17 protein-coding genes are annotated in these 19,190 nt (G+C 58.9%); 11 read left to right on the forward strand and 6 right to left on the reverse strand.

Annotation, left to right across the window (positions count from 1 at the left end; all coding sequences use genetic code 11):
- The first annotated feature begins 4 nt into the window (after positions 1-4).
- A complete protein-coding gene (prpF, locus tag AACY44_RS19525; RefSeq protein WP_339418831.1) occupies positions 5-1,195 on the forward strand; it encodes a 2-methylaconitate cis-trans isomerase PrpF in 1,191 nt (396 codons plus the stop codon).
- Between the two features lie 124 nt (positions 1,196-1,319).
- Entirely contained in the window at positions 1,320-2,804 is a 1,485-nt protein-coding gene (gene prpD, locus AACY44_RS19530) for a 2-methylcitrate dehydratase (RefSeq protein ID WP_339530901.1), read from the forward strand.
- A 75-nt stretch (positions 2,805-2,879) separates the two neighbouring features.
- Here prpD and AACY44_RS19535 read toward each other — a convergent pair whose 3' ends face one another.
- The 5 genes from AACY44_RS19535 to AACY44_RS19555 are packed head-to-tail and all read right to left on the reverse strand — an operon-like array spanning position 2,880 to position 8,365.
- Positions 2,880-3,608, reverse strand: a complete 729-nt coding sequence (locus AACY44_RS19535) for an alanyl-tRNA editing protein (RefSeq protein ID WP_339418828.1) — start codon at positions 3,606-3,608, stop codon at positions 2,880-2,882.
- A 2-nt stretch (positions 3,609-3,610) separates the two neighbouring features.
- A complete protein-coding gene (locus AACY44_RS19540) occupies positions 3,611-4,603 on the reverse strand; it encodes a serine O-acetyltransferase (protein ID WP_339418827.1) in 993 nt (330 codons plus the stop codon).
- Positions 4,604-4,640: 37 nt separating this feature from the next.
- Entirely contained in the window at positions 4,641-5,555 is a 915-nt protein-coding gene (locus AACY44_RS19545) for a PLP-dependent cysteine synthase family protein (RefSeq protein WP_339418826.1), read from the reverse strand.
- A 15-nt stretch (positions 5,556-5,570) separates the two neighbouring features.
- The gene (moeB, locus tag AACY44_RS19550) at positions 5,571-7,433 is read right to left on the reverse strand and encodes a molybdopterin-synthase adenylyltransferase MoeB (protein WP_339436453.1); all 1,863 of its coding nucleotides are present in this window, start codon (positions 7,431-7,433) and stop codon (positions 5,571-5,573) included.
- 38 nt (positions 7,434-7,471) lie between these two features.
- Positions 7,472-8,365 carry a DMT family transporter gene (locus tag AACY44_RS19555; RefSeq protein WP_175403055.1) on the reverse strand — a complete coding sequence of 298 codons (894 nt, stop codon included), beginning with the start codon at positions 8,363-8,365 and terminating at the stop codon, positions 7,472-7,474.
- A gap of 160 nt (positions 8,366-8,525) precedes the next feature.
- Between AACY44_RS19555 and AACY44_RS19560 the strand changes: the two genes are divergently transcribed.
- Entirely contained in the window at positions 8,526-9,950 is a 1,425-nt protein-coding gene (locus AACY44_RS19560; protein WP_339418822.1) for an aminotransferase-like domain-containing protein, read from the forward strand.
- Between the two features lie 100 nt (positions 9,951-10,050).
- On the opposite strand, the gene ppsR is transcribed toward AACY44_RS19560, so the two are convergent.
- Complete coding sequence (gene ppsR / locus AACY44_RS19565) at positions 10,051-10,869, reverse strand: posphoenolpyruvate synthetase regulatory kinase/phosphorylase PpsR (protein WP_027603681.1); 819 nt, start codon at positions 10,867-10,869, stop codon at positions 10,051-10,053.
- 178 nt (positions 10,870-11,047) lie between these two features.
- Between ppsR and ppsA the strand changes: the two genes are divergently transcribed.
- The 8 genes from ppsA (at position 11,048) to AACY44_RS19605 (ending at position 19,133) form a co-directional block, all read left to right on the forward strand.
- Positions 11,048-13,423: a phosphoenolpyruvate synthase gene (ppsA, locus tag AACY44_RS19570; protein WP_339418818.1), complete on the forward strand. Its 2,376-nt coding sequence runs from the start codon at positions 11,048-11,050 to the stop codon at positions 13,421-13,423.
- Positions 13,424-13,529: 106 nt separating this feature from the next.
- On the forward strand, positions 13,530-14,519 hold the full coding sequence (locus tag AACY44_RS19575; protein WP_339418817.1) for an alpha/beta fold hydrolase: 990 nt from the start codon (positions 13,530-13,532) through the stop codon (positions 14,517-14,519).
- A 188-nt stretch (positions 14,520-14,707) separates the two neighbouring features.
- The gene (rraA, locus tag AACY44_RS19580; RefSeq protein ID WP_339418815.1) at positions 14,708-15,199 is read left to right on the forward strand and encodes a ribonuclease E activity regulator RraA; all 492 of its coding nucleotides are present in this window, start codon (positions 14,708-14,710) and stop codon (positions 15,197-15,199) included.
- Positions 15,200-15,212: 13 nt separating this feature from the next.
- The gene (locus AACY44_RS19585) at positions 15,213-16,208 is read left to right on the forward strand and encodes a zinc transporter ZntB (RefSeq protein ID WP_339530903.1); all 996 of its coding nucleotides are present in this window, start codon (positions 15,213-15,215) and stop codon (positions 16,206-16,208) included.
- Positions 16,209-16,294: 86 nt separating this feature from the next.
- Positions 16,295-16,540 (forward strand): hypothetical protein, encoded by a 246-nt coding sequence (locus AACY44_RS19590; RefSeq protein WP_025854229.1) that lies wholly within the window; start codon positions 16,295-16,297, stop codon positions 16,538-16,540.
- A 2-nt stretch (positions 16,541-16,542) separates the two neighbouring features.
- Positions 16,543-17,367: a mechanosensitive ion channel family protein gene (locus AACY44_RS19595; protein ID WP_131699687.1), complete on the forward strand. Its 825-nt coding sequence runs from the start codon at positions 16,543-16,545 to the stop codon at positions 17,365-17,367.
- A gap of 87 nt (positions 17,368-17,454) precedes the next feature.
- Positions 17,455-18,045, forward strand: a complete 591-nt coding sequence (sigX, locus tag AACY44_RS19600; RefSeq protein WP_339530905.1) for an RNA polymerase sigma factor SigX — start codon at positions 17,455-17,457, stop codon at positions 18,043-18,045.
- 107 nt (positions 18,046-18,152) lie between these two features.
- Positions 18,153-19,133 carry an OmpA family protein gene (locus AACY44_RS19605; protein WP_339418808.1) on the forward strand — a complete coding sequence of 327 codons (981 nt, stop codon included), beginning with the start codon at positions 18,153-18,155 and terminating at the stop codon, positions 19,131-19,133.
- Positions 19,134-19,190: the final 57 nt, after the last annotated feature.

Raw genomic sequence — 19,190 nt, forward strand, 5'->3', positions numbered from 1 at the left:
AACCATGGCACACGTAGCGCAAATCAAGATCCCCGCCACCTACATGCGTGGCGGCACCAGCAAGGGTGTATTTTTCAGCCTCCAGGACCTGCCCGAAGCGGCGCAGGTACCGGGCGCTGCGCGGGATGCCCTGTTGCTGCGGGTGATCGGCAGTCCCGATCCCTATGACAAGCAGATCGACGGTATGGGCGGTGCCACGTCGAGCACCAGCAAAACCGTGATCCTGGCCAAAAGCACCCGCGCTGAGCATGACGTGGACTACCTGTTCGGCCAGGTATCCATCGATAAACCCTTCGTCGACTGGAGCGGCAACTGCGGCAACCTGTCGGCGGCAGTCGGCGCCTTCGCCATCAGCGCCGGTTTGGTTGACCCCGCCCGCGTGCCCCGTAACGGCGTGGCCGTGGTGCGCGTGTGGCAGGCGAATATCGGCAAGACCATCATCGCCCACGTGCCGATCACCGACGGCGCTGTGCAGGAAACCGGCGATTTCGAACTGGATGGCGTGACCTTCCCGGCAGCCGAAGTGCAGTTGGAGTTCATGGACCCGGCGGCGGAAGAGGAGGGCGGTGGTGGCTCGATGTTCCCCACTGGCAACCTGGTGGATGACCTGGAAGTACCCGGTGTCGGCACCTTCAAGGCGACGCTGATCAATGCCGGCATCCCGACGATTTTCATCAACGCTGAAGACCTCGGCTACACCGGTACCGAACTGCAAGGCGCAATCAACAGCGATCCGAAAGCGTTGGCCATGTTCGAAACCGTGCGGGCCTACGGCGCGTTGCGCATGGGCCTGATCAAACACCTGGACGAAGCCGCGCAGCGCCAGCACACGCCGAAGCTGGCGTTTGTGGCCAAGCCTGCGGATTACGTGGCCTCCAGCGCAAAGACGATCAAGGCCGACGATGTGGACTTGCTGGTGCGTGCGCTGTCCATGGGCAAGCTGCACCACGCGATGATGGGCACGGCGGCGGTGGCGATTGGCACCGCGGCGGCCATTTCCGGGACCTTGGTCAACCTCGCAGCCGGTGGTATCGAGCGTAACGCCGTGCGGTTTGGGCATCCGTCCGGCACCTTGCGTGTCGGGGCCGAAGCCACTCAAGTGAACGGCGAATGGATTGTTAAGAAAGCCATCATGAGCCGCAGCGCACGGGTGCTGATGGAAGGCTTTGTACGCGTGCCCGGCGACGCGTTCTAACCCCCAACACAGACCCCACAGGGTAAGTAGTGCATTACGCATATAGGCAGGTAACCAGACCGGCCGCAACCCGATCAACCGTGACCCCGAGGACTACCCCCCAACCATTTTTTGGAGCACTGCCATGAGCGCCAACGTCGACCAGAACAACCGCCCCGACTACGACCAGGTCCTGCAGGACATCGCCGACTATGTCCTCAACTACCGGATCGACTCGCAGGACGCATTGGACACCGCCCGCCACTGCTTGATGGACACATTAGGTTGCGGCCTGCTGGCCTTGCGCTTCCCCGAGTGCACCAAGCACCTGGGGCCGATCGTCGAGGGCACGGTGGTGCCGTTTGGCGCGCGGGTGCCGGGGACGTCGTTCCGGCTGGACCCGGTCAAGGCGGCGTGGGACATCGGTTGCATCGTGCGTTGGCTCGACTACAACGACACCTGGCTCGCCGCCGAATGGGGTCACCCTTCGGATAACCTCGGCGGCATCCTCGCCGTCGCCGATCACCTGTCGCAAAAGCGCGTGGCCAATGGCGACGCACCGCTGACAGTTCGCACCGTGCTGGAAGCGATGATCATGGCCCACGAAATCCAGGGCGTGATTGCCCTGGAAAACTCGTTCAACCGCGTCGGCCTAGACCATGTGCTGTTGGTAAAAGTCGCCTCCACGGCCGTCACCGCCAAGCTGATGGGCGCCAACCGGGAGCAGTTGCTTGCGGCGTTGTCCCATGCGTTTGTCGATGGGCAGGCGTTGCGCACTTATCGGCATGCGCCGAACGCCGGGTCGCGCAAATCCTGGGCGGCAGGGGATGCGTCGAGTCGGGGTGTGCGGCTGGCGCATATCGCGTTGCGTGGCGAGATGGGTATTCCCAGCGTATTGAGCGCGCCGCAGTGGGGGTTCTACGACGTGCTGTTCAGCCACACCAACAAGGACCTGATGCTCAAGCCGGAGGACAACCGCGCGTTCAGCCTGTCCCAGCCCTACGGCACTTATGTGATGGAGAACGTGCTGTTCAAGATCAGCTTCCCGGCAGAGTTCCACGCGCAAACGGCCTGTGAAGCGGCGGTGACCTTGCATCCATTGGTAAAAGATCGCCTGCATGAAATCGAGCGTATCGTTATTACCACCCATGAGTCGGCGATTCGCATTATCTCCAAGGTCGGCCAACTGGCGAATGCAGCGGACCGTGACCATTGCCTGCAATACATGACTGCGGTGCCGCTGGCCTTCGGCAATCTGGTGGCCGAGCAGTACGAAGATGAATTCCACGCCGCGCATCCAATTATCGATCAGTTGCGGGAAAAAATGGTCATTGTCGAAAACCCGCGCTACAGCCGTGAATACCTGGAGGCCGACAAGCGCTCCATCGCCAACGCCGTTCAGGTGTTCTTCACGGATGGCAGCAGCACTGAGCAGGTGGCGGTTGAGTACCCGATTGGGCATCGCCGGCGCCGAGTGGATGGCATTCCCTTGCTGGAAGACAAGTTCAAGGCCAACCTGGCTACGTGGTTTACTGCACAGCGCTGTGGCGAGATTGTTGCGTTGTGCAAGGACCAGGCGCGGCTTGAGGCGATGCCCGTGAATCGGTTCGTGGACCTGTTCGTGATCTGATTGGCACTACGTATTCATCGGTGGAAACCCTATCAATGATCTTTATTGTCAGTGCTATCAAGTCAGGGCCAGAGGTCATTCGAACCGTAAAATAACTCGGCGGTTGTGCTTGCTCTTCTTCTCGATCTTCTCGCAAAACACCCGGCCGATTTCTTCGGTGTTGGTCACATGCGTGCCCCCACACGGCTGGATATCGATACCGGCAATTTCAATCACCCGGACCGAGCCCTGAATCACCGGCGGAGCCACCGCCTGGGTGCGGGTGATCTGCAGCAAGGTGGCGTACTCCGAGGCCGGCATCGACAGGGTCTTCACCGCGTGAGCCTGTTCAATCAGCGCATTGAGGTCGCGGGTGATGGTGTCTTTATCGAGGGTCATTTCCGGCAGGTCGAAATCCAGGCGCCCCTTGTCCGCGCTGATGCTGCATCCCGTTACCGGTGCGTTGATGATCGAGCACAACAGGTGCAGGCAGGTGTGCATTTTCATGTGCTGGTAACGGCGATCCCAATCGAGTCCGGCGTCCACCTGCACCCCGGCGACCAGTTGCTCGGGGCAGTATTCCACCTGATGCCAGATGATCGAGCGCAGCACCGGGTCGCGCACCGTGCCCGTCACTTCGACCCGCGTACCGTCCGCCAGTGTGAGGTGGCCGGCGTCGCCTGGCTGCCCGCCACCCGTGGGATAGAACAGCGTGTGCTCCAGGGCAATGCCGTGTTCGCTGACGGCAATCACCCGTGCGCTGAAAGCATTCTGGTAGGGCGCGCTGTCGAACAGCGCCAGGGTTTCCATGGTGTGCACAGACATGTTCAACCTCGCACGATCAGTGGGCTGGCTTGCAGCAGGGAACGCACCATTGCACTCAAGCCAGGAGGTGAGAGCAGGGTGATTTCAAATTCGGGGCCGCAGACCTTCAGGTTCAGTGGCAAGCGCGGCAATGGGTTGCCCGACTCCACCCGGTGCAACCGGAACTGCAGGTGGTGACGCTCTTTTACCGTGGGCTCCAGCATCAGGCCCTGCAAGGGGTGAAAGTCGGCGTCCAGCACCGTCACCTTGTGGCTGGCATTGATCTCGCCAACCACATGTAACCGCTCATCCAGGGCGAAGGCGCCGAGGTAGTTGCTGTGGTCCGACTCATCGTTCTTTTGCAGTTGGATCTGGTTCACCACCTTCACTTTGGTGCCAGCGGGAACGTCCTGCGTGATCACGCAGGATGGGCTGATAAATACGTTGTCGCCGATCAGTACATAGCCCAGCACGCGGGCGCCGGAGCCGACTTCGACGTTATTGCCCAGGCGCGGGTGGCGCTTGCCGTCGGGGTTGTTGGCGATGCCACGGGCGCCCAGGGTGACGCCGCAGAGGATGTAGCAGTCGTTGCCAATCTCGCAGGTTTCGCCGATCACCGTGCCGTAGCCGTGGTCCAGCACGAAGCGTCGGCCGATCCGCGCTGCCGGGTGAATCTCGGCGCCGGAGAGCACTTTGCCCTGGTTACTGAGCTTGAGCGCGATGCGGGAAAACATCCCGTTGGTCTGGTCGGGAAAGTTCCACACCAAGTGCGCCAGCCGGTAATACAGCACCGCCTTGAACGAAGCGTAGGACTCCAGGATCAGCTCGCCACGCCCACGTGATGCCGGATCGCGGTAGGCGTAGGCGATCAGGTCCTCGGCCACTGCCTGGGCGGCATTCTGGATCAACGGTGCCAGGTGCGGTTCCAGCTGTTTCATTTGCACGGGTGTGAGGGTCTTGATGAGGTGAGTGATCAACTCATCGTGCAACTGTTGCATGTCGATAAAGCCGCCCATAGAGGCACCCCCGCGTTCTGGATGGTTGGAAAACCGATTATTCGAAACTCGGCAGGTAGCTGTCGGCATTGTCGTAGACCATGGTCAACACCACCGTTTCGGGCGGCAGTTCGGGGGCAAGCTTGGCGATGGCCACCATGCTGGCGGCGGAAGACAGGCCCAGGCTGATGGCGTCGGTGCGCATGATGCGTTTCATCATGTCGATGCATTCCTGGCGCGAGACCTTGAGCATGCCGTCGATCACGCTCAGGTTGAGGATGCTTGGTATCAGGCCAATCGACAGGCCCTGGATGTGGTGCGGCGCGTGCTGGTTTTTCAGCAGGTCACATTCTTCCGGTTCCACGCCCATGACGCGAAGGGCTGGCCAGGCAGCTTTCAGGGTTTCGCCGATGCCGGTGATATGCCCACCGGTGCCGATGCCGCTGACGAAATAGTCTGCGCGTTGCTCGCCAAAGGCGCGGAGGATTTCTGGTGCAGTGGTGTCGCGATGAGTCTGTGGGTTAGCGCCGTTGCGCTGCTGGTTGAGCATCACATAGCTGGGGTTTTCCAGCTGCAGCTCCATGCACTTTTCGCCGTGGGAGTTGTTACCCAGGCGACTGTCCGACAGCACCACCTTGGCTCCGTACAAACGCAGCAACTTCTGTTTTTCGGGGCTGTAGTTGTCGGGGATCACCAGCACTACTTTGTAGCCCAGCACATTGCCGGCCATTACCAGGCCAATGCCGGTATTGCCGCCGCTGGGCTCGATGATGGTTTGCCCGGAGTCGCGGATCAGCACACCCCGGCGCTCGGCGTCGAGGATCATGCCCAACGCGATGCGCGCCTTGTGGCTGCCGCCCGGGTTTAGGGATTCCAGCTTGGCGTAGACCTCGACGCCGAGGTCTTCGGAAAACTGCGCCAGGCGCACGATTGGCGTATGGCCGATCACGTCGAGAATGGAGTTATGCAACATCAGTCAGCCCCCGGCTCAGTACAAAGGCATGTCGGGTTCGACGTCGCGAACCCAGTGTTTCATGCCGCCTTGCAGGACTTTGGTGTTAGCGAAGCCGGCTGCCAGCAAGGTACTGGCGGCTTGTTCGGCCCGGGTTCCGGCGTAGCAGATCAAATAGTGGGTGTTGTCCCGACTGAGGCTGTCGAGGTGCCCGTCCAGTTCGGCGAGGGGGATATGCACCACGCCCGGCAATTTGCACACTTCCAGTTCGCTGGCGTCACGCACGTCCACCAGTACGTCGGCGCTGCGCGGGTGGTCGAGCAGTTGCTTGAGCACGCGGGGCTTGATATAGCGCTCTTCGGCCAGTGAAGGCTTGTTCGGCACTGCGTCGGCGCAGACCGTTGGAGTGTGGGCCTGGCTGTGGCGCAGTTCCGAGCAGCACGGGCAATCAGCGCGGCGCTTGAAGCGGATCTCGCTGAACTTCATCGCCAGCGCATCAAAACGCATCAAGCGCCCGGACAAAGGCTCGCCAATGCCGATCAATAGCTTGATGGCCTCGGTCGCCTGGATCATCCCAACCACGCCGGGCAGTACGCCGATCACGCCCCCGGCGCTGCAATTGGGGGCCAGTTCGGCCGGCGGCGCGCTGGGAAACAGGCAGCGGTAGCACGGGCCGCCTTTGTAGTTGAGCACGCTGATCTGCCCGTCGAAGCGGTAGATGGCGCCGTACACCAAGGGCTTGCCGAGTTGCACGCAGGCGTCGTTGACCAAATAGCGGGTGTCGAAATTGTCGGTGCCGTCGATCACCAGGTCGTAGGCGCCCACCAGTTCCAGGGCGTTGTCGGCATTCAGGGCGGTGTCGTGGGCATTGATCTGGATATGACTGTTGAGGTCTTGCAGGCGCTGCTTGGCGGATTCGACCTTTGGCATACCCAATGTGCTGTTGCCGTGGACGATCTGGCGTTGCAGGTTGCTGCTTTCCACCACATCGAAGTCCACCAGCCCCAGGGTGCCGATGCCGGCGGCTGCCAGGTACAGACTGATCGGCGAACCCAGGCCACCGGTGCCGATGATCAGCACCTTGGCTTTCTTGAGGTTCAACTGACCTTCGCGACCGACACCCGGTAGGGTGATGTGGCGCACATAGCGCTGTACTTCCTCGTTGCTCAAAGCGTCGACGTCGATGCCGCCCGACGTGGCGAGCAGTACTTCGATTCTGGCTTTTTCAGGCAGCCGTTCATCGGCACCAATCAGCTCCTCCTCAGCGGTAAACAGGAAGTGTTCCTTGAGCTGGTTGTTCTTCTCGTGAAACAGGTGCGGACGCAATAGCGGGTGGCTGCCGCAGAGTTTTTCAATGACTTCGCGCAATGTCGATCCGGGGCTCTTGAGGGTCGATTCCGGCAGCTTGGCCACGCGAACTAGAATGTCAGGGAAAGAGACAGCGTTCATGGACAACTCCGTGTGCAGGTCGTTGAAAGGTTTAAGGGCGAAATGCTTGCCATCCCAGGCAAACAGCTTGGAGCCCAGGGCCTGGCCCTGGCGAACGTCTACCACCAGGTAGCTGACGGGGTAGATCGGCTCGCCCATGAACAGCGCCTTGTCCTGGTCTTCGTCGCTGAAATAGGCACCCACATCCGGATGGGAGTGGTAGATCACCACCACCGGGTTGTCGCTGCGAAACGCCTTGTTCATCAGCAGGGTGTCGGCCACCGAAAACGTGTAGCCATTGGCGGCGCTGCGCGGGTACATCTCGGGGTTCTTGCGGTGCAGCTCATTTTGGATATTGCTGCCCAGGTACACGCTGCCGTCGGCGAAGACAAAACCACAGCATTCCTCGGGGTAGCTGCGGCTGGCGTGGGCGTAAATCTGTTCCAGGGCTTTTGGGCGGAGTACGTCCATGTTTCTCTCGCGTTGCTCATGTTGATGGGAAAGGAGGGTCAATTTTTCTTGGCCATGAGTTTCTCGATGGGCAATTTGGTAATCGCAAAGCCGGCCAGCAGAATGGCCGAATACAGCATCAGGTCGCGGGAAATCGCCAAGCCTTCGTACCAGGCGCCGATGATCACCGCGAACACCGGAAAGATGATGAACACGAACGACAGGATGATCGGGCTCAAGCGCTTGAGCAGCATGAAGTACACGATGAACCCACCCACTGAAGCCACCAGCCCCAGGTAGAACAGGGCACTCCAGGAGCGCAGGGTGATGTCTTCGAATGTCGGTGTTTCAAACCACAGCCCGGCGACGAACAGCATCATCCCGGCAATGCCGATGGGCAGAGTGTTGTAGGTGATAACGCTGATGGCGCTGCCTTTTTGCTTGGTAATCACGTAGCACAAGGCATGCATGATTGCGGCGGTCAGGATCGCCAGAACGCCAAAGAACTCCGCGTGGTCCAGGTGCAGGCCCTGGCTCTTGATGATCATGTAGAGGCTGCCGAAGCCGATACCGATGCCGACCACCTGGGAAAAGTAGATACGTTCGCGCAGGAACAGCGCGGAGAAAATCAGGATGAATACCGGCATGCAGCTGAATAACAAAGCGGTGAGGCCGGACGAGACATGCATCTCGCCGTAGTTGAGCAGGTAGTAGGGCACGCTGAAGTAGGACAAGGTCACGAACACGAAGAACCAGCGGCTCTCACGGGGAAACAGGATCGGCTCGCGACGCACCATGGCAAAACACAGGAACAGCGGGAAGGCGATGAGGAAGCGCAAACCGGCGGAGGTCAGTGGCGGAACGCTCTCCACGGCAATCTTGATCCCCAGCCAGGTTGTGCCCCAGCTCAGGCACACGATCAGGAACATCACGCTGGTGACCAAGCCGGCCAACCACTGTTTTTGGGGTTTTGTCTTGGCAGTGTTTTCGAGAACGGCGGACATTGGCATCGTTTATTGCTTCCCTGAGCCGGAATTGAACTCTATATTGAGCGTGTAATGAGTTGTAAAATTCGGCGATTGAACCCGTAAAAGCACACTATTAGGGCGAAAGATGGCTGTCAAAACAAATATTGACATGGTGTCAATTATGCGTGAGGGGTTGTCCAGCGGGCAGGGCGTGAAGTACAAGCGCCTGTCCGATGTCATGGAGCGGGGCATCCTCGAAGGCTTGATTGAGCCGGGACGAAAACTGCCGCCCCATCGGGTGCTTTCCGACAATCTCGGCGTCACCATCGGCACTATCAGCCGCGCTTACGGCGAGCTGGAACGTCTGGGGTTGGTTGTCGCGCGGGTCGGTGACGGCACGTTCGTGCGCAAGCGTGGGATGGAGCGCCAGCGCGATGAAGGTTTTCGCAACTTCAGCGAAGAGCCGCGCCAGTTTTTCGACATGAGCCGCAACATGCACATCCCAGGGCAGGAAACGCTGTTTCTGGCCCAGAGCTTCCAAACCCTGTCGACCAATGCCAAGTTTCTCCAAGATATCAGTGCCTACACCCCGGACGCCGGCCTGCCGCGCTACCGCGAAGCCGGTGCGCAGTGGCTGGTGCAGCGTGATTTTCATCCGATCCCCGAGCAAGTCATCTGCGTCAACGGCGGCCAGCATGGCTTGCTGTGCTCGCTGATGGCGCTGTTGCGGGCCGGCGATACGGTGGTCACCGAACAGCTGACTTACCCCGGTTTGATCACCGCCGCGCGCATGCTGGGTATCCGGTTGATCGGCCTGGAAATGGATGAAGAAGGTGTGCTGCCGAGCGCGCTGGATGAAGTCTGTCGTAATCACCGGGTCTCAGCGCTGTATTGCACGCCGACCATCCAGAACCCGACCACCGCGGTGCTCTCGGTGGCGCGTCGCGAAGCCTTGGTCAGGGTGTGTCGGGAACACAACCTGCTGATTCTTGAGGATGAAGCCCACGGTGTGCTGGTCGAAGACCGACCACCGCCCCTCAGCTATTTCGCCCCCGAGCGTACGATTTTGATCAGTAGTCTGAGCAAGGCGGTGTCGGCCGGGCTACGTGTGGGCTATGTGCATGCGCCGCCGGCGTTGGTCAGCCGTATTTCGGCGGCGCTGCGTTCGACCTGCTGGATGGCCACGCCTGTCACCCTTGAGTTGGCCACCCAGTGGATCGAAAACGGCACGGCGCAATACCTGTTGCGCCAGCAGATCAATGAGATCAGCCGCCGTAAGGCGCTGGTACGTGATCTTCTGGCGGGCCTGGAATACCGCACACACCTCAACAGCCCGCATTTCTGGATTGAAGTACCGGAGCCGTGGCGGGCGTCGGAAATCGAGGCGGAGCTCAGGCAGAACAACTACTTGATTGCTACGGCCGAGGCGTTTGCCGTGGGGCAGACGGCGGTGCCGCAATTTATTCGGGCGAGTATCTGTAATACGTCGGGGGATGATCAGTTGTTGCGGGCGGGGTTTGATGCGTTGGCCACCGCGCTGGGGCAGGGGGGAGGAAGGTTTCAGCTATAAGCTATAAGCGCCAAGCCACAAGCCACAAGCCACAAGCTGCAAGACTAGAAGAGCCGATTGGTTCTTTCTTGTAGCTTGTAGCTTGTAGCTTGCAACTGCTTCACTTGAACCTGCGCTCCACACCTTTCTCCACCAGAATCTTCGCCGAAATCTCTTCCACCGAAAAATGCGTGGAATTGATATGCGCAATATTTTCGCGCCGGAACAGATTTTCTACCTCGCGCACCTCGAACTCGCACTGGGCATAGCTAGAGTAGCGGCTATTAGGCTTGCGCTCATTGCGGATCGCAGTCAGGCGGTCCGGATCGATTGTCAGGCCAAACAGCTTATGCGAATGCGCCCGCAGGGCGGCCGGCAGCGTCAGGTGCTCCATGTCATCTTCGGTCAGCGGGTAGTTGGCCGCACGAATGCCGAATTGCATAGCCATGTACAGACAGGTCGGGGTCTTGCCGCAGCGCGACACGCCCACCAGGATCAGGTCGGCTTTATCGTAATAGTGAGTGCGGGCGCCGTCATCGTTGTCGAGGGCGAAGTTGACGGCCTCGATACGCTCCATATAGTTGGAGTTATGACCAATGGAATGGGACTTTCCTACTGAATAGGAGGAGTGTTCACTCAACTCCTGCTCCAGTGGCGCCAGGAACGTCGAGAAGATGTCGATCATGAAACCATTGGAGGTTGCGAGTATCTCACGGATGTCTTGATTGACGATGGTGTCAAAAATGATCGGCCGAAAGCCGTCTTTTTCAGCTGCCAGATTGATTTGTTGTACCATGGCCCGCGCTTTATCCACGCTGTCGATATAGGGCCGCGTGAATTTGGCGAAGGTATTGTTTTCGAACTGCGCGAGCAGGCTTTGACCCAATGTTTCGGCTGTGATGCCGGTGCCGTCGGAGATAAAGAAAGCAGATCGTTTCATTTGAGCCCTGGGCCTTAAGCTGATGGCGAATCTTGGATATGATAGGCGCGATTTTGCCGTCCCGCAGTGGGCCGCATTCTCACTTATTTTCCAGGTCCAGGCCACAAGCGCTGGCGAATGCTCCTACTGAGCTGCCGGCGTCCTGAGCTTTTCCAACACAGTTAGTGGAGAGATCACCTTGGTAGAGTACGTAGTTTCCCTCGATAAGCTCGGCGTCCATGATGTAGAGCACGTGGGGGGCAAGAACGCATCCCTCGGCGAGATGATCAGTAATCTTGCAGGCGCTGGTGTGTCGGTGCCTGGTGGTTTCGCCACCACGGCCCAGGCTTACCGGGATTTCCTCGAACTGAGCGGCCTCAACGCTCAGATCCACGCCGCGCTGGACGCTCTGGACGTCGATGACGTCAACGCCCTGTCCAAGACCGGCGCCCAGATCCGCCAGTGGATCATGGACGCCGAGTTCCCTGAGAAGCTCAACGAAGAAATCCGCGTCGCCTTCGCTGCCCTGTCGGCTGGCAACCCGGACATGGCCGTCGCCGTGCGCTCGTCGGCCACCGCCGAAGACCTGCCAGACGCCTCCTTTGCCGGCCAGCAAGAGACCTTCCTGAACATCCGCGGCGTGGAAAACGTGATCCGCGCGGCCAAGGAAGTGTTCGCCTCGCTGTTCAATGATCGCGCGATTTCCTACCGTGTGCACCAAGGTTTCGACCACAAGCTGGTGGCCTTGTCCGCCGGTGTACAGCGTATGGTGCGTTCGGAAACCGGCACCGCCGGCGTGATGTTCACCCTCGATACCGAATCGGGCTTCCGTGACGTGGTGTTCATCACCGGCGCCTACGGCCTGGGCGAAACCGTTGTACAGGGCGCGGTCAACCCAGACGAATTCTACGTACACAAGCACACCCTTGAAGCCGGCCGTCCGGCCATCTTGCGCCGCAACCTGGGCAGCAAGGCCATCAAGATGATCTACGGCGACGAGGCCAAGGCCGGTCGCTCGGTTAAAACCGTTGATGTCGACAAGGCCGAGCGCGCGCGTTTCTGCCTGACCGACGCTGAAGTCAGCGAATTGGCTAAACAAGCGATGATCATCGAAAAGCACTACAAGTGCCCGATGGACATCGAGTGGGCCAAAGACGGTGACGACGGCAAGCTTTACATCGTGCAGGCCCGTCCGGAAACCGTGAAGAGCCGCACTTCGGCCAATGTCATGGAACGCTACCTGCTGAAAGAAACCGGTACTGTACTGGTGGAAGGCCGTGCCATCGGCCAGCGCATCGGCGCCGGCAAGGTGCGGATCATCAAGGACGTGTCCGAAATGGACAAAGTCCAGCCAGGTGACGTACTGGTTTCCGACATGACCGACCCGGACTGGGAACCGGTGATGAAACGCGCCAGCGCCATCGTCACCAACCGGGGCGGGCGTACCTGCCACGCGGCGATCATCGCCCGTGAGCTGGGCATTCCTGCGGTAGTGGGTTGCGGTAACGCCACCCAACTGCTCAAGGACGGCCAGGGCGTGACGGTTTCCTGCGCCGAAGGTGACACCGGCTTTATCTTTGAAGGCGAACTGGGCTTCGATATCAAGCAGAACTCCATCGACGCCATGCCCGACCTGCCGTTCAAGATCATGATGAACGTCGGCAACCCGGACCGTGCCTTTGACTTCGCGCAGTTGCCGAACGCCGGTGTTGGCCTGGCCCGCCTGGAGTTCATCATCAACCGCATGATCGGCGTGCACCCCAAGGCCCTGTTGAACTATGACGGCCTGCCGCTGGATATTAAAGAAAGCGTCGACAAGCGCATCGCTGGCTATAACGATCCGGTGGGCTTCTACGTCGAGAAGCTGGTGGAAGGCATCAGCACCCTGGCGGCGGCGTTCTACCCGAAAAAGGTCATCGTGCGCCTGTCGGACTTCAAGTCCAACGAGTACGCCAACCTGATCGGCGGAAAACTCTACGAGCCGGAAGAAGAAAACCCGATGCTGGGTTTCCGTGGCGCCTCGCGTTACATCAGCGAAGCGTTCCGTGACTGCTTCGAACTCGAATGCCGCGCCCTCAAGCGCGTGCGCAACGAGATGGGCCTGACCAACGTCGAGATCATGGTGCCGTTTGTGCGCACCCTGGGCGAAGCGAGCCAAGTGGTTGACCTGCTGGCGGAAAACGGCCTGTCCCGTGGCGAAAACGGCCTGCGCATCATCATGATGTGCGAACTGCCGTCCAACGCCATCCTGGCTGAAGAGTTCCTGGAATTCTTCGACGGTTTCTCCATCGGCTCCAACGACCTGACCCAGCTGACCCTGGGCCTGGATCGCGACTCCGGGATCATCGCTCACCTGTTCGACGAGCGTAACCCTGCCGTCAAGAAGCTGTTGGCCAATGCTATCCAGGCTTGTAACAAGGCCGGCAAGTACATCGGTATCTGCGGCCAAGGCCCTTCCGATCACCCGGACCTGGCCAAATGGCTGATGGAGCAGGGCATCGAAAGTGTCTCGCTGAACCCTGATTCCGTGCTGGAAACCTGGTTCTTCCTGGCGGAAGGCCAAGCGTCGGCCTAAGGTCGTCACGTCAAAAGTGCCGGTCACCCGCTGAGGGTGACCGGCATTCTTATCTGTGCAGGGCGGAAATCCTTCCGGACGCCGCCCTTTTTTGTGCAAGAGCATTATGCAAAGCAGCAGTAACCTGTTTCCCGTCGCCCTGATCAGCGCTGAACGTCGTGGCGACCTGAGTGAAGATGTGTACCGCCTTAAACCTGGCAACAGCCCCGACGGCACCGTGGAGTTGGCGGTTACCCGTTTGGGCTTGGCCGATGCCTCGGAAAACCGCGGTATTCCGGTAATTTTGTTGCATGGCAGTTTTTCCAATCGGCGCTTCTGGTATTCGCCCAAGGGGATCGGCCTGGGCGCTTATCTGGCGCGCCAGGGCTTTGATGTGTGGATCCCGGAAATGCGTGGCCACGGCTTGTCCAAGCGCAATCATCACTACGCTCGCAACCGCGTCGCGGACTACGCACGCTATGACTTACCGGCCATTGGCGCATTTGTGCGTGAGCAAAGCCGACAGGTTCCACACTGGATCGGCCACTCCCTGGGCGGGACAAGCTTGGCGGCGGCCTTGGGCGGGCAGCACCTTGGCGCGCCGGCAGTGGCTTCAGTGGCACTGTTTGGCTGTCAGGTCAGTCGCACCCACTGGCCGTTGAAACTCCCCCCGGTGGAATGGACGGGCCGCTTGCTCTTGAAGCGCTTCGGCGAGCTGTCTGGCTCGCGCTTCAAGCGCGGCCCGGAGGACGAGCCTGCGGGCGTGTTGATCGAAGCTATGCGCTGGAATGGCCTGTTCGGGCGGTTTGGTGAAGGTAAACACGACTGGTGGAAAGGCTTGGCAAGCGTCGATGTGCCGCTGCTGGCTGTCAGTGCTGCCGGGGATCATCAAGACCCCGACTGGGCCTGCCGCAAGTTGTTTGAGCAAGTCGGCTCCGAGCACCGCCAATACTTGTGCCTGGGCCGCCAGCGGGGGTTTAGCGGGGATTTCGGGCATGTGGAAATGCTCGTCAGCAAAGCCGCGCAGGTCGAAGTGTGGCCATTGGTGGCGCAGTGGCTGAAAGATCCGCTCACACCCTTGTCTGGCGCGCAAGCCGAGGTATTGGCCGAGGCTTGAAGGAGCGCTCTGCCAAGGGCGTTTCACTCGTGTGTGGTTGCGGCTAAGATATGACGCGTCAAACGCTTCTGGTCATATTCAGTCGCGCAGTGGCTATTGCGTTGCGGCGAAGCGGATGGGATGTTTCGCACCTGCTTGGCCTGGCGCTTCTTTCGAAAGACACCTCTTTGACTGAAAGGAATTTTTCAATGAACCATTACGTGACTCCCGACCTGTGCGACGCCTACCCGGATCGGGTGCAAGTGCTTGAGCCGATGTTCAGCAATTTCGGCGGACGAGATTCGTTTGGCGGCGAGATTGTCACCATCAAATGCTTCGAAGATAACTCCCTGGTCAAGGAACAAGCCGACCAGCCTGGCGCTGGCAAGGTGCTGGTGGTCGACGGGGGTGGTTCGCTGCGCCGCGCGCTGCTGGGCGACATGATTGCCGAGAAAGCCGCGAAAAACGGCTGGGAAGGCCTGGTGATCTACGGCTGCATCCGTGACGTCGATGTGATCGCCCAGACTGACCTGGGTGTTCAGGCTCTGGCCAGCCATCCGATGAAGACCGACAAACGCGGTATCGGTGACCTGAACGTAGTGGTCACGTTTGCAGGCGTGACGTTTCGCCCGGGTGAATACGTATACGCCGATAACAACGGCGTGATCGTTTCACCCAGTCCGCTGAAAATGCCTGAATAAGACAGGAGTGAGGATGTTCGAGGAAGAAAACGCGCAATGGGGGCTGGTGCATGCCCTGGTGCTGGACGGTAAAGGCGGTGCGCGTTCGATTGCCCGGACTGAACTCGATGATTTGCAACTGCAGCCCCAGGAAAGCCTCTGGCTGCATTGGGATCGCAGCCACCCGCAAACCCAGACCTGGCTACGTAAATCCAGTGGGTTGAGTGAATTCGCCTGTGACCTGTTGCTGGAGGAAAATACCCGGCCGCGCCTGTTGCCGCTGCCGGACGCGGAATTGCTGTTGTTCCTGCGTGGGGTCAACCTCAACCCGGGCGCAGAACCGGAAGATATGGTTTCGGTGCGTATTTTCGCGGCGGCCAGTCGTGTGATTTCCCTGCGATTGCGCCCGTTGCGCGCCACTGATGAGTTGCTAGTGCAATTGGCGGACGGTAAGGGGCCTAGAACCGCGTCGGAACTCATCCTTTATATGGCGCAGTACTTGACCCATAAAGTGCAGGATTTGGTCGCCGACCTGTCGGAAGTCGTCGACGCCGAGGAAGAAAAACTCGATACCGACGAACGGTATACCCCGGAACATCGCAGCGTTTTACAGATCCGTCGGCGAGCGGCCGGGCTGAAGCGATTCCTCGCGCCGCAGCGGGATATTTTTGCCCAGCTCACACGCATCAAATTACCCTGGTTCTGCGATGACGATGCCGACTACTGGAACGAATTGAACAACAGCCTGACCCGTTACTTGGAAGAGCTCGAATTGACCCGAGAGCGCGTGGGGCTTGTGCTTGAGGCCGAAGATCGGCGCTTGAGCGTGCGTATGAACCGCACCATGTACCGCTTCGGGATCATTACCGGGATCTTCCTGCCGATGAGTTTTCTCACCGGTCTGCTGGGTATAAATGTGGGGGGTATTCCGTTCTCCGCCAGCCCCTATGGATTCATGATTGCGTGCCTGTTGATGGCCTCGGTTGCGCTCGGCCAGTGGTGGCTTTTTCGACGGTTGCGCTGGGTTTGAGCTGAATATGAGCTGAACGTAGGAAAGGTCGTATGTGACCCCGAGAATTTTACCCTCGTCTTTTAAAACACTTGCGAGAGGTCTTTATGCACGATCCGTTCGAACAGTCTTTGCGTGACATGCTCAATGCCTCGCCGTCCAACCGCGACGACGATGCTTGCCTGGGCCGCGTGTTGAAAACCGCCAACCGTCAGGTGGGTGCGGGTGACCTGTTCGGTCTGCTCGGTCGCTGGGTTCCGGCATTGATGATGGCCCTGAACAACGGTTCGGCCCACGTATCGCCGGTTTCCCGTCGTAAACCTCTTGCTCGCACTGCTGATAAGGCTGATTGAATATGGAACTTGATCTCTGGACCCAGAGCCTGGTCACCGCGATGACCGCATTGTGGACTAAGGTGGCGAACTTCATTCCCAACCTGTTTGGTGCACTGGTACTGGTACTGCTGGGCTTTGTCGTGGCCAAGTTGCTCGACACTCTGCTGTCCAAATTGCTTGCAAAACTGGGCCTCGACCGCTTGATGGCAGGCACTGGCCTGACTAAGCTGCTGGGCCGCGCGGGGCTGCAGGTGCCGATCTCCACATTGATCGGCAAAATCGTTTATTGGTTTGTTTTGTTGATTTTCCTGGTTTCTGCGGCTCAATCCCTTGGGCTTGAGCGAGTATCAGCTACGCTCGACATGCTGGCGCTGTATTTGCCGAAAGTTTTCGGCGGCGCGCTGGTATTGCTGGTAGGCGTTTTGCTGGCGCAATTGGCCAATGGGCTGGTGCGTGGCGCCGCTGAAGGTGTGGGGCTGGACTATGCCGCCGGTCTTGGGCGAATCGCTCAGGGACTGGTAATCATCATCAGTATTTCGGTCGCGATCAGCCAGTTGGAGGTCAAGACTGACCTGCTCAACCACGTGATTGTGATCGTTTTGATTACCGTTGGTCTGGCCGTTGCGCTGGCCATGGGCTTGGGAAGCCGGGAAATTGCCAGTCAGATTCTTGCGGGAATCTATGTGCGTGAGCTGTATCAGGTAGGGCAACAGGTGCGTGTGGGCGAGGTCGAAGGGCAAATCGAAGAGATCGGCACAGTCAAGACGACAGTACTCACCGATGACGGCGACCTGGTGTCGTTGTCCAATCGGATTCTCCTCGAGCAGCAGGTCAGTAGCCGCTAATCCGGAAAACCCTGCTAATGTACGCCGCCGCGAGCCCGGCTGACCGGGCAGTGGCGGACATTGACCTGACTGTCGGCACGACTTGTTTTGAATAAAGCCCAAACGCTGTCCACGCGCTATGACCCCCGTGAGCTCTCTGATGAGGAGCTGGTCGCGCGCGCACGCACGGAGCTGTTTCACGTAACTCGTGCGTATGAAGAATTGATGCGCAGATATCAACGCACTCTGTTCAACGTTTGTTCAAGGTATTTAGGGAACGATAGAGATGCGGATGATGTCTGTCAGGAAGTGATGCTCAAGGTGCTGTACGGCCTGAAGAACTTCGAGGGCAAATCGAAGTTCAAAACGTGGCTGTACAGCATCACCTACAACGAGTGCATCACGCAGTATCGGAAGGAACGGCGAAAGCGTCGCTTGATGGACGCCTTGAGTCTTGACCCCCTTGAGGAGGCGTCTGAAGAAAAGGCGCCGGCACCCGAGGAGAAGGGCGGACTTGATCGCTGGTTGGTGTATGTGAACCCGATTGACCGCGAAATTCTGGTGCTACGATTTGTCGCAGAGCTGGAATTTCAGGAAATCGCTGACATCATGCACATGGGTTTGAGTGCTACAAAAATGCGTTACAAACGTGCTCTTGATAAATTACGTGAGAAATTTGCGGGCGAGACTGAAACTTAGTGCGTGGCAAATATCTCTTACGTGTAGGCAAGTTCTGTTAGACTTGTCGCCGAGTTGTCCCCCGGTTTGTGGGACTGCTTTACAATCACCAGATGGGGATTTAACGGATGAAACTGAAAAACACCTTGGGCTTGGCCATTGGTTCTCTTATTGCCGCTACTTCTTTCGGCGTTCTGGCACAAGGCCAAGGCGCAGTTGAAGGCGAGCTGTTCTACAAGAAGCAGTACAACGATAGCGTCAAGCACATCGAAGACGGCTTCAATCCTGGCGCTCGCATCGGTTATTTCCTGACCGACGACCTGTCCTTGAACCTGTCGTACGACAAGACCAACCACACCCGTTCGAACGACGGTACTGGTAACCAGAAGATCAAAGGCGATACCGGCAGCCTGGTTGCCCAGTATCACTTCGGTCAAGCTGGCGTAGACAGCCTGCGTCCGTACGTAGAAGGCGGTTTCGGCCACCAGAGCCGTACCAACGTTCTGGCTGACGGCCACAGCGGTCGCGACCACACTACTTTCGCTACCGTTGGTACTGGCGTGAAGTACTACTTCACCAACAACCTGTACGCTCGTGCCGGTGTTGAAGCTGACTACGGTCTGGACAACGGCAAGTGGGACTACTCCGCACTGGTCGGCCTGGGCGTGAACTTCGGCGGTAACGCTGGTGCAGCAGCTCCAGCCCCTACCCCAGCACCAGCTCCAGAGCCAACTCCAGAGCCAGAAGCTCCAGTTGCTCAGGTTGTTCGTGTTGAGCTGGACGTTAAGTTCGACTTCGACAAGGCCGTTGTTAAGCCTAACAGCTACAGCGACGTTAAAAACCTGGCCGACTTCATGGCTCAGTACCCAGCTACCAACGTAGAAGTTGCTGGTCACACTGACTCCGTAGGTCCAGACGCTTACAACCAGAAGCTGTCCCAGCGTCGTGCTGACGCTGTTAAGCAAGTCCTGGTTAAAGACGGCGTTGCTCCAAGCCGTGTAACCGCAGTAGGTTACGGCGAATCCCGCCCAGTTGCTGACAACGCAACTGAAGCTGGTCGCGCTGTTAACCGTCGCGTAGAAGCGTCGGTTGAAGCTACCGCTCAGTAATTACTGAGTTGTAGAAAAAAGCCCGGCTTAGGCCGGGCTTTTTTTCGCCTGTGATTT

The organism is Pseudomonas sp. RA_15y_Pfl1_P11 (assembly GCF_963970975.1).
GTDB lineage: Bacteria > Pseudomonadota > Gammaproteobacteria > Pseudomonadales > Pseudomonadaceae > Aquipseudomonas > Aquipseudomonas tritici.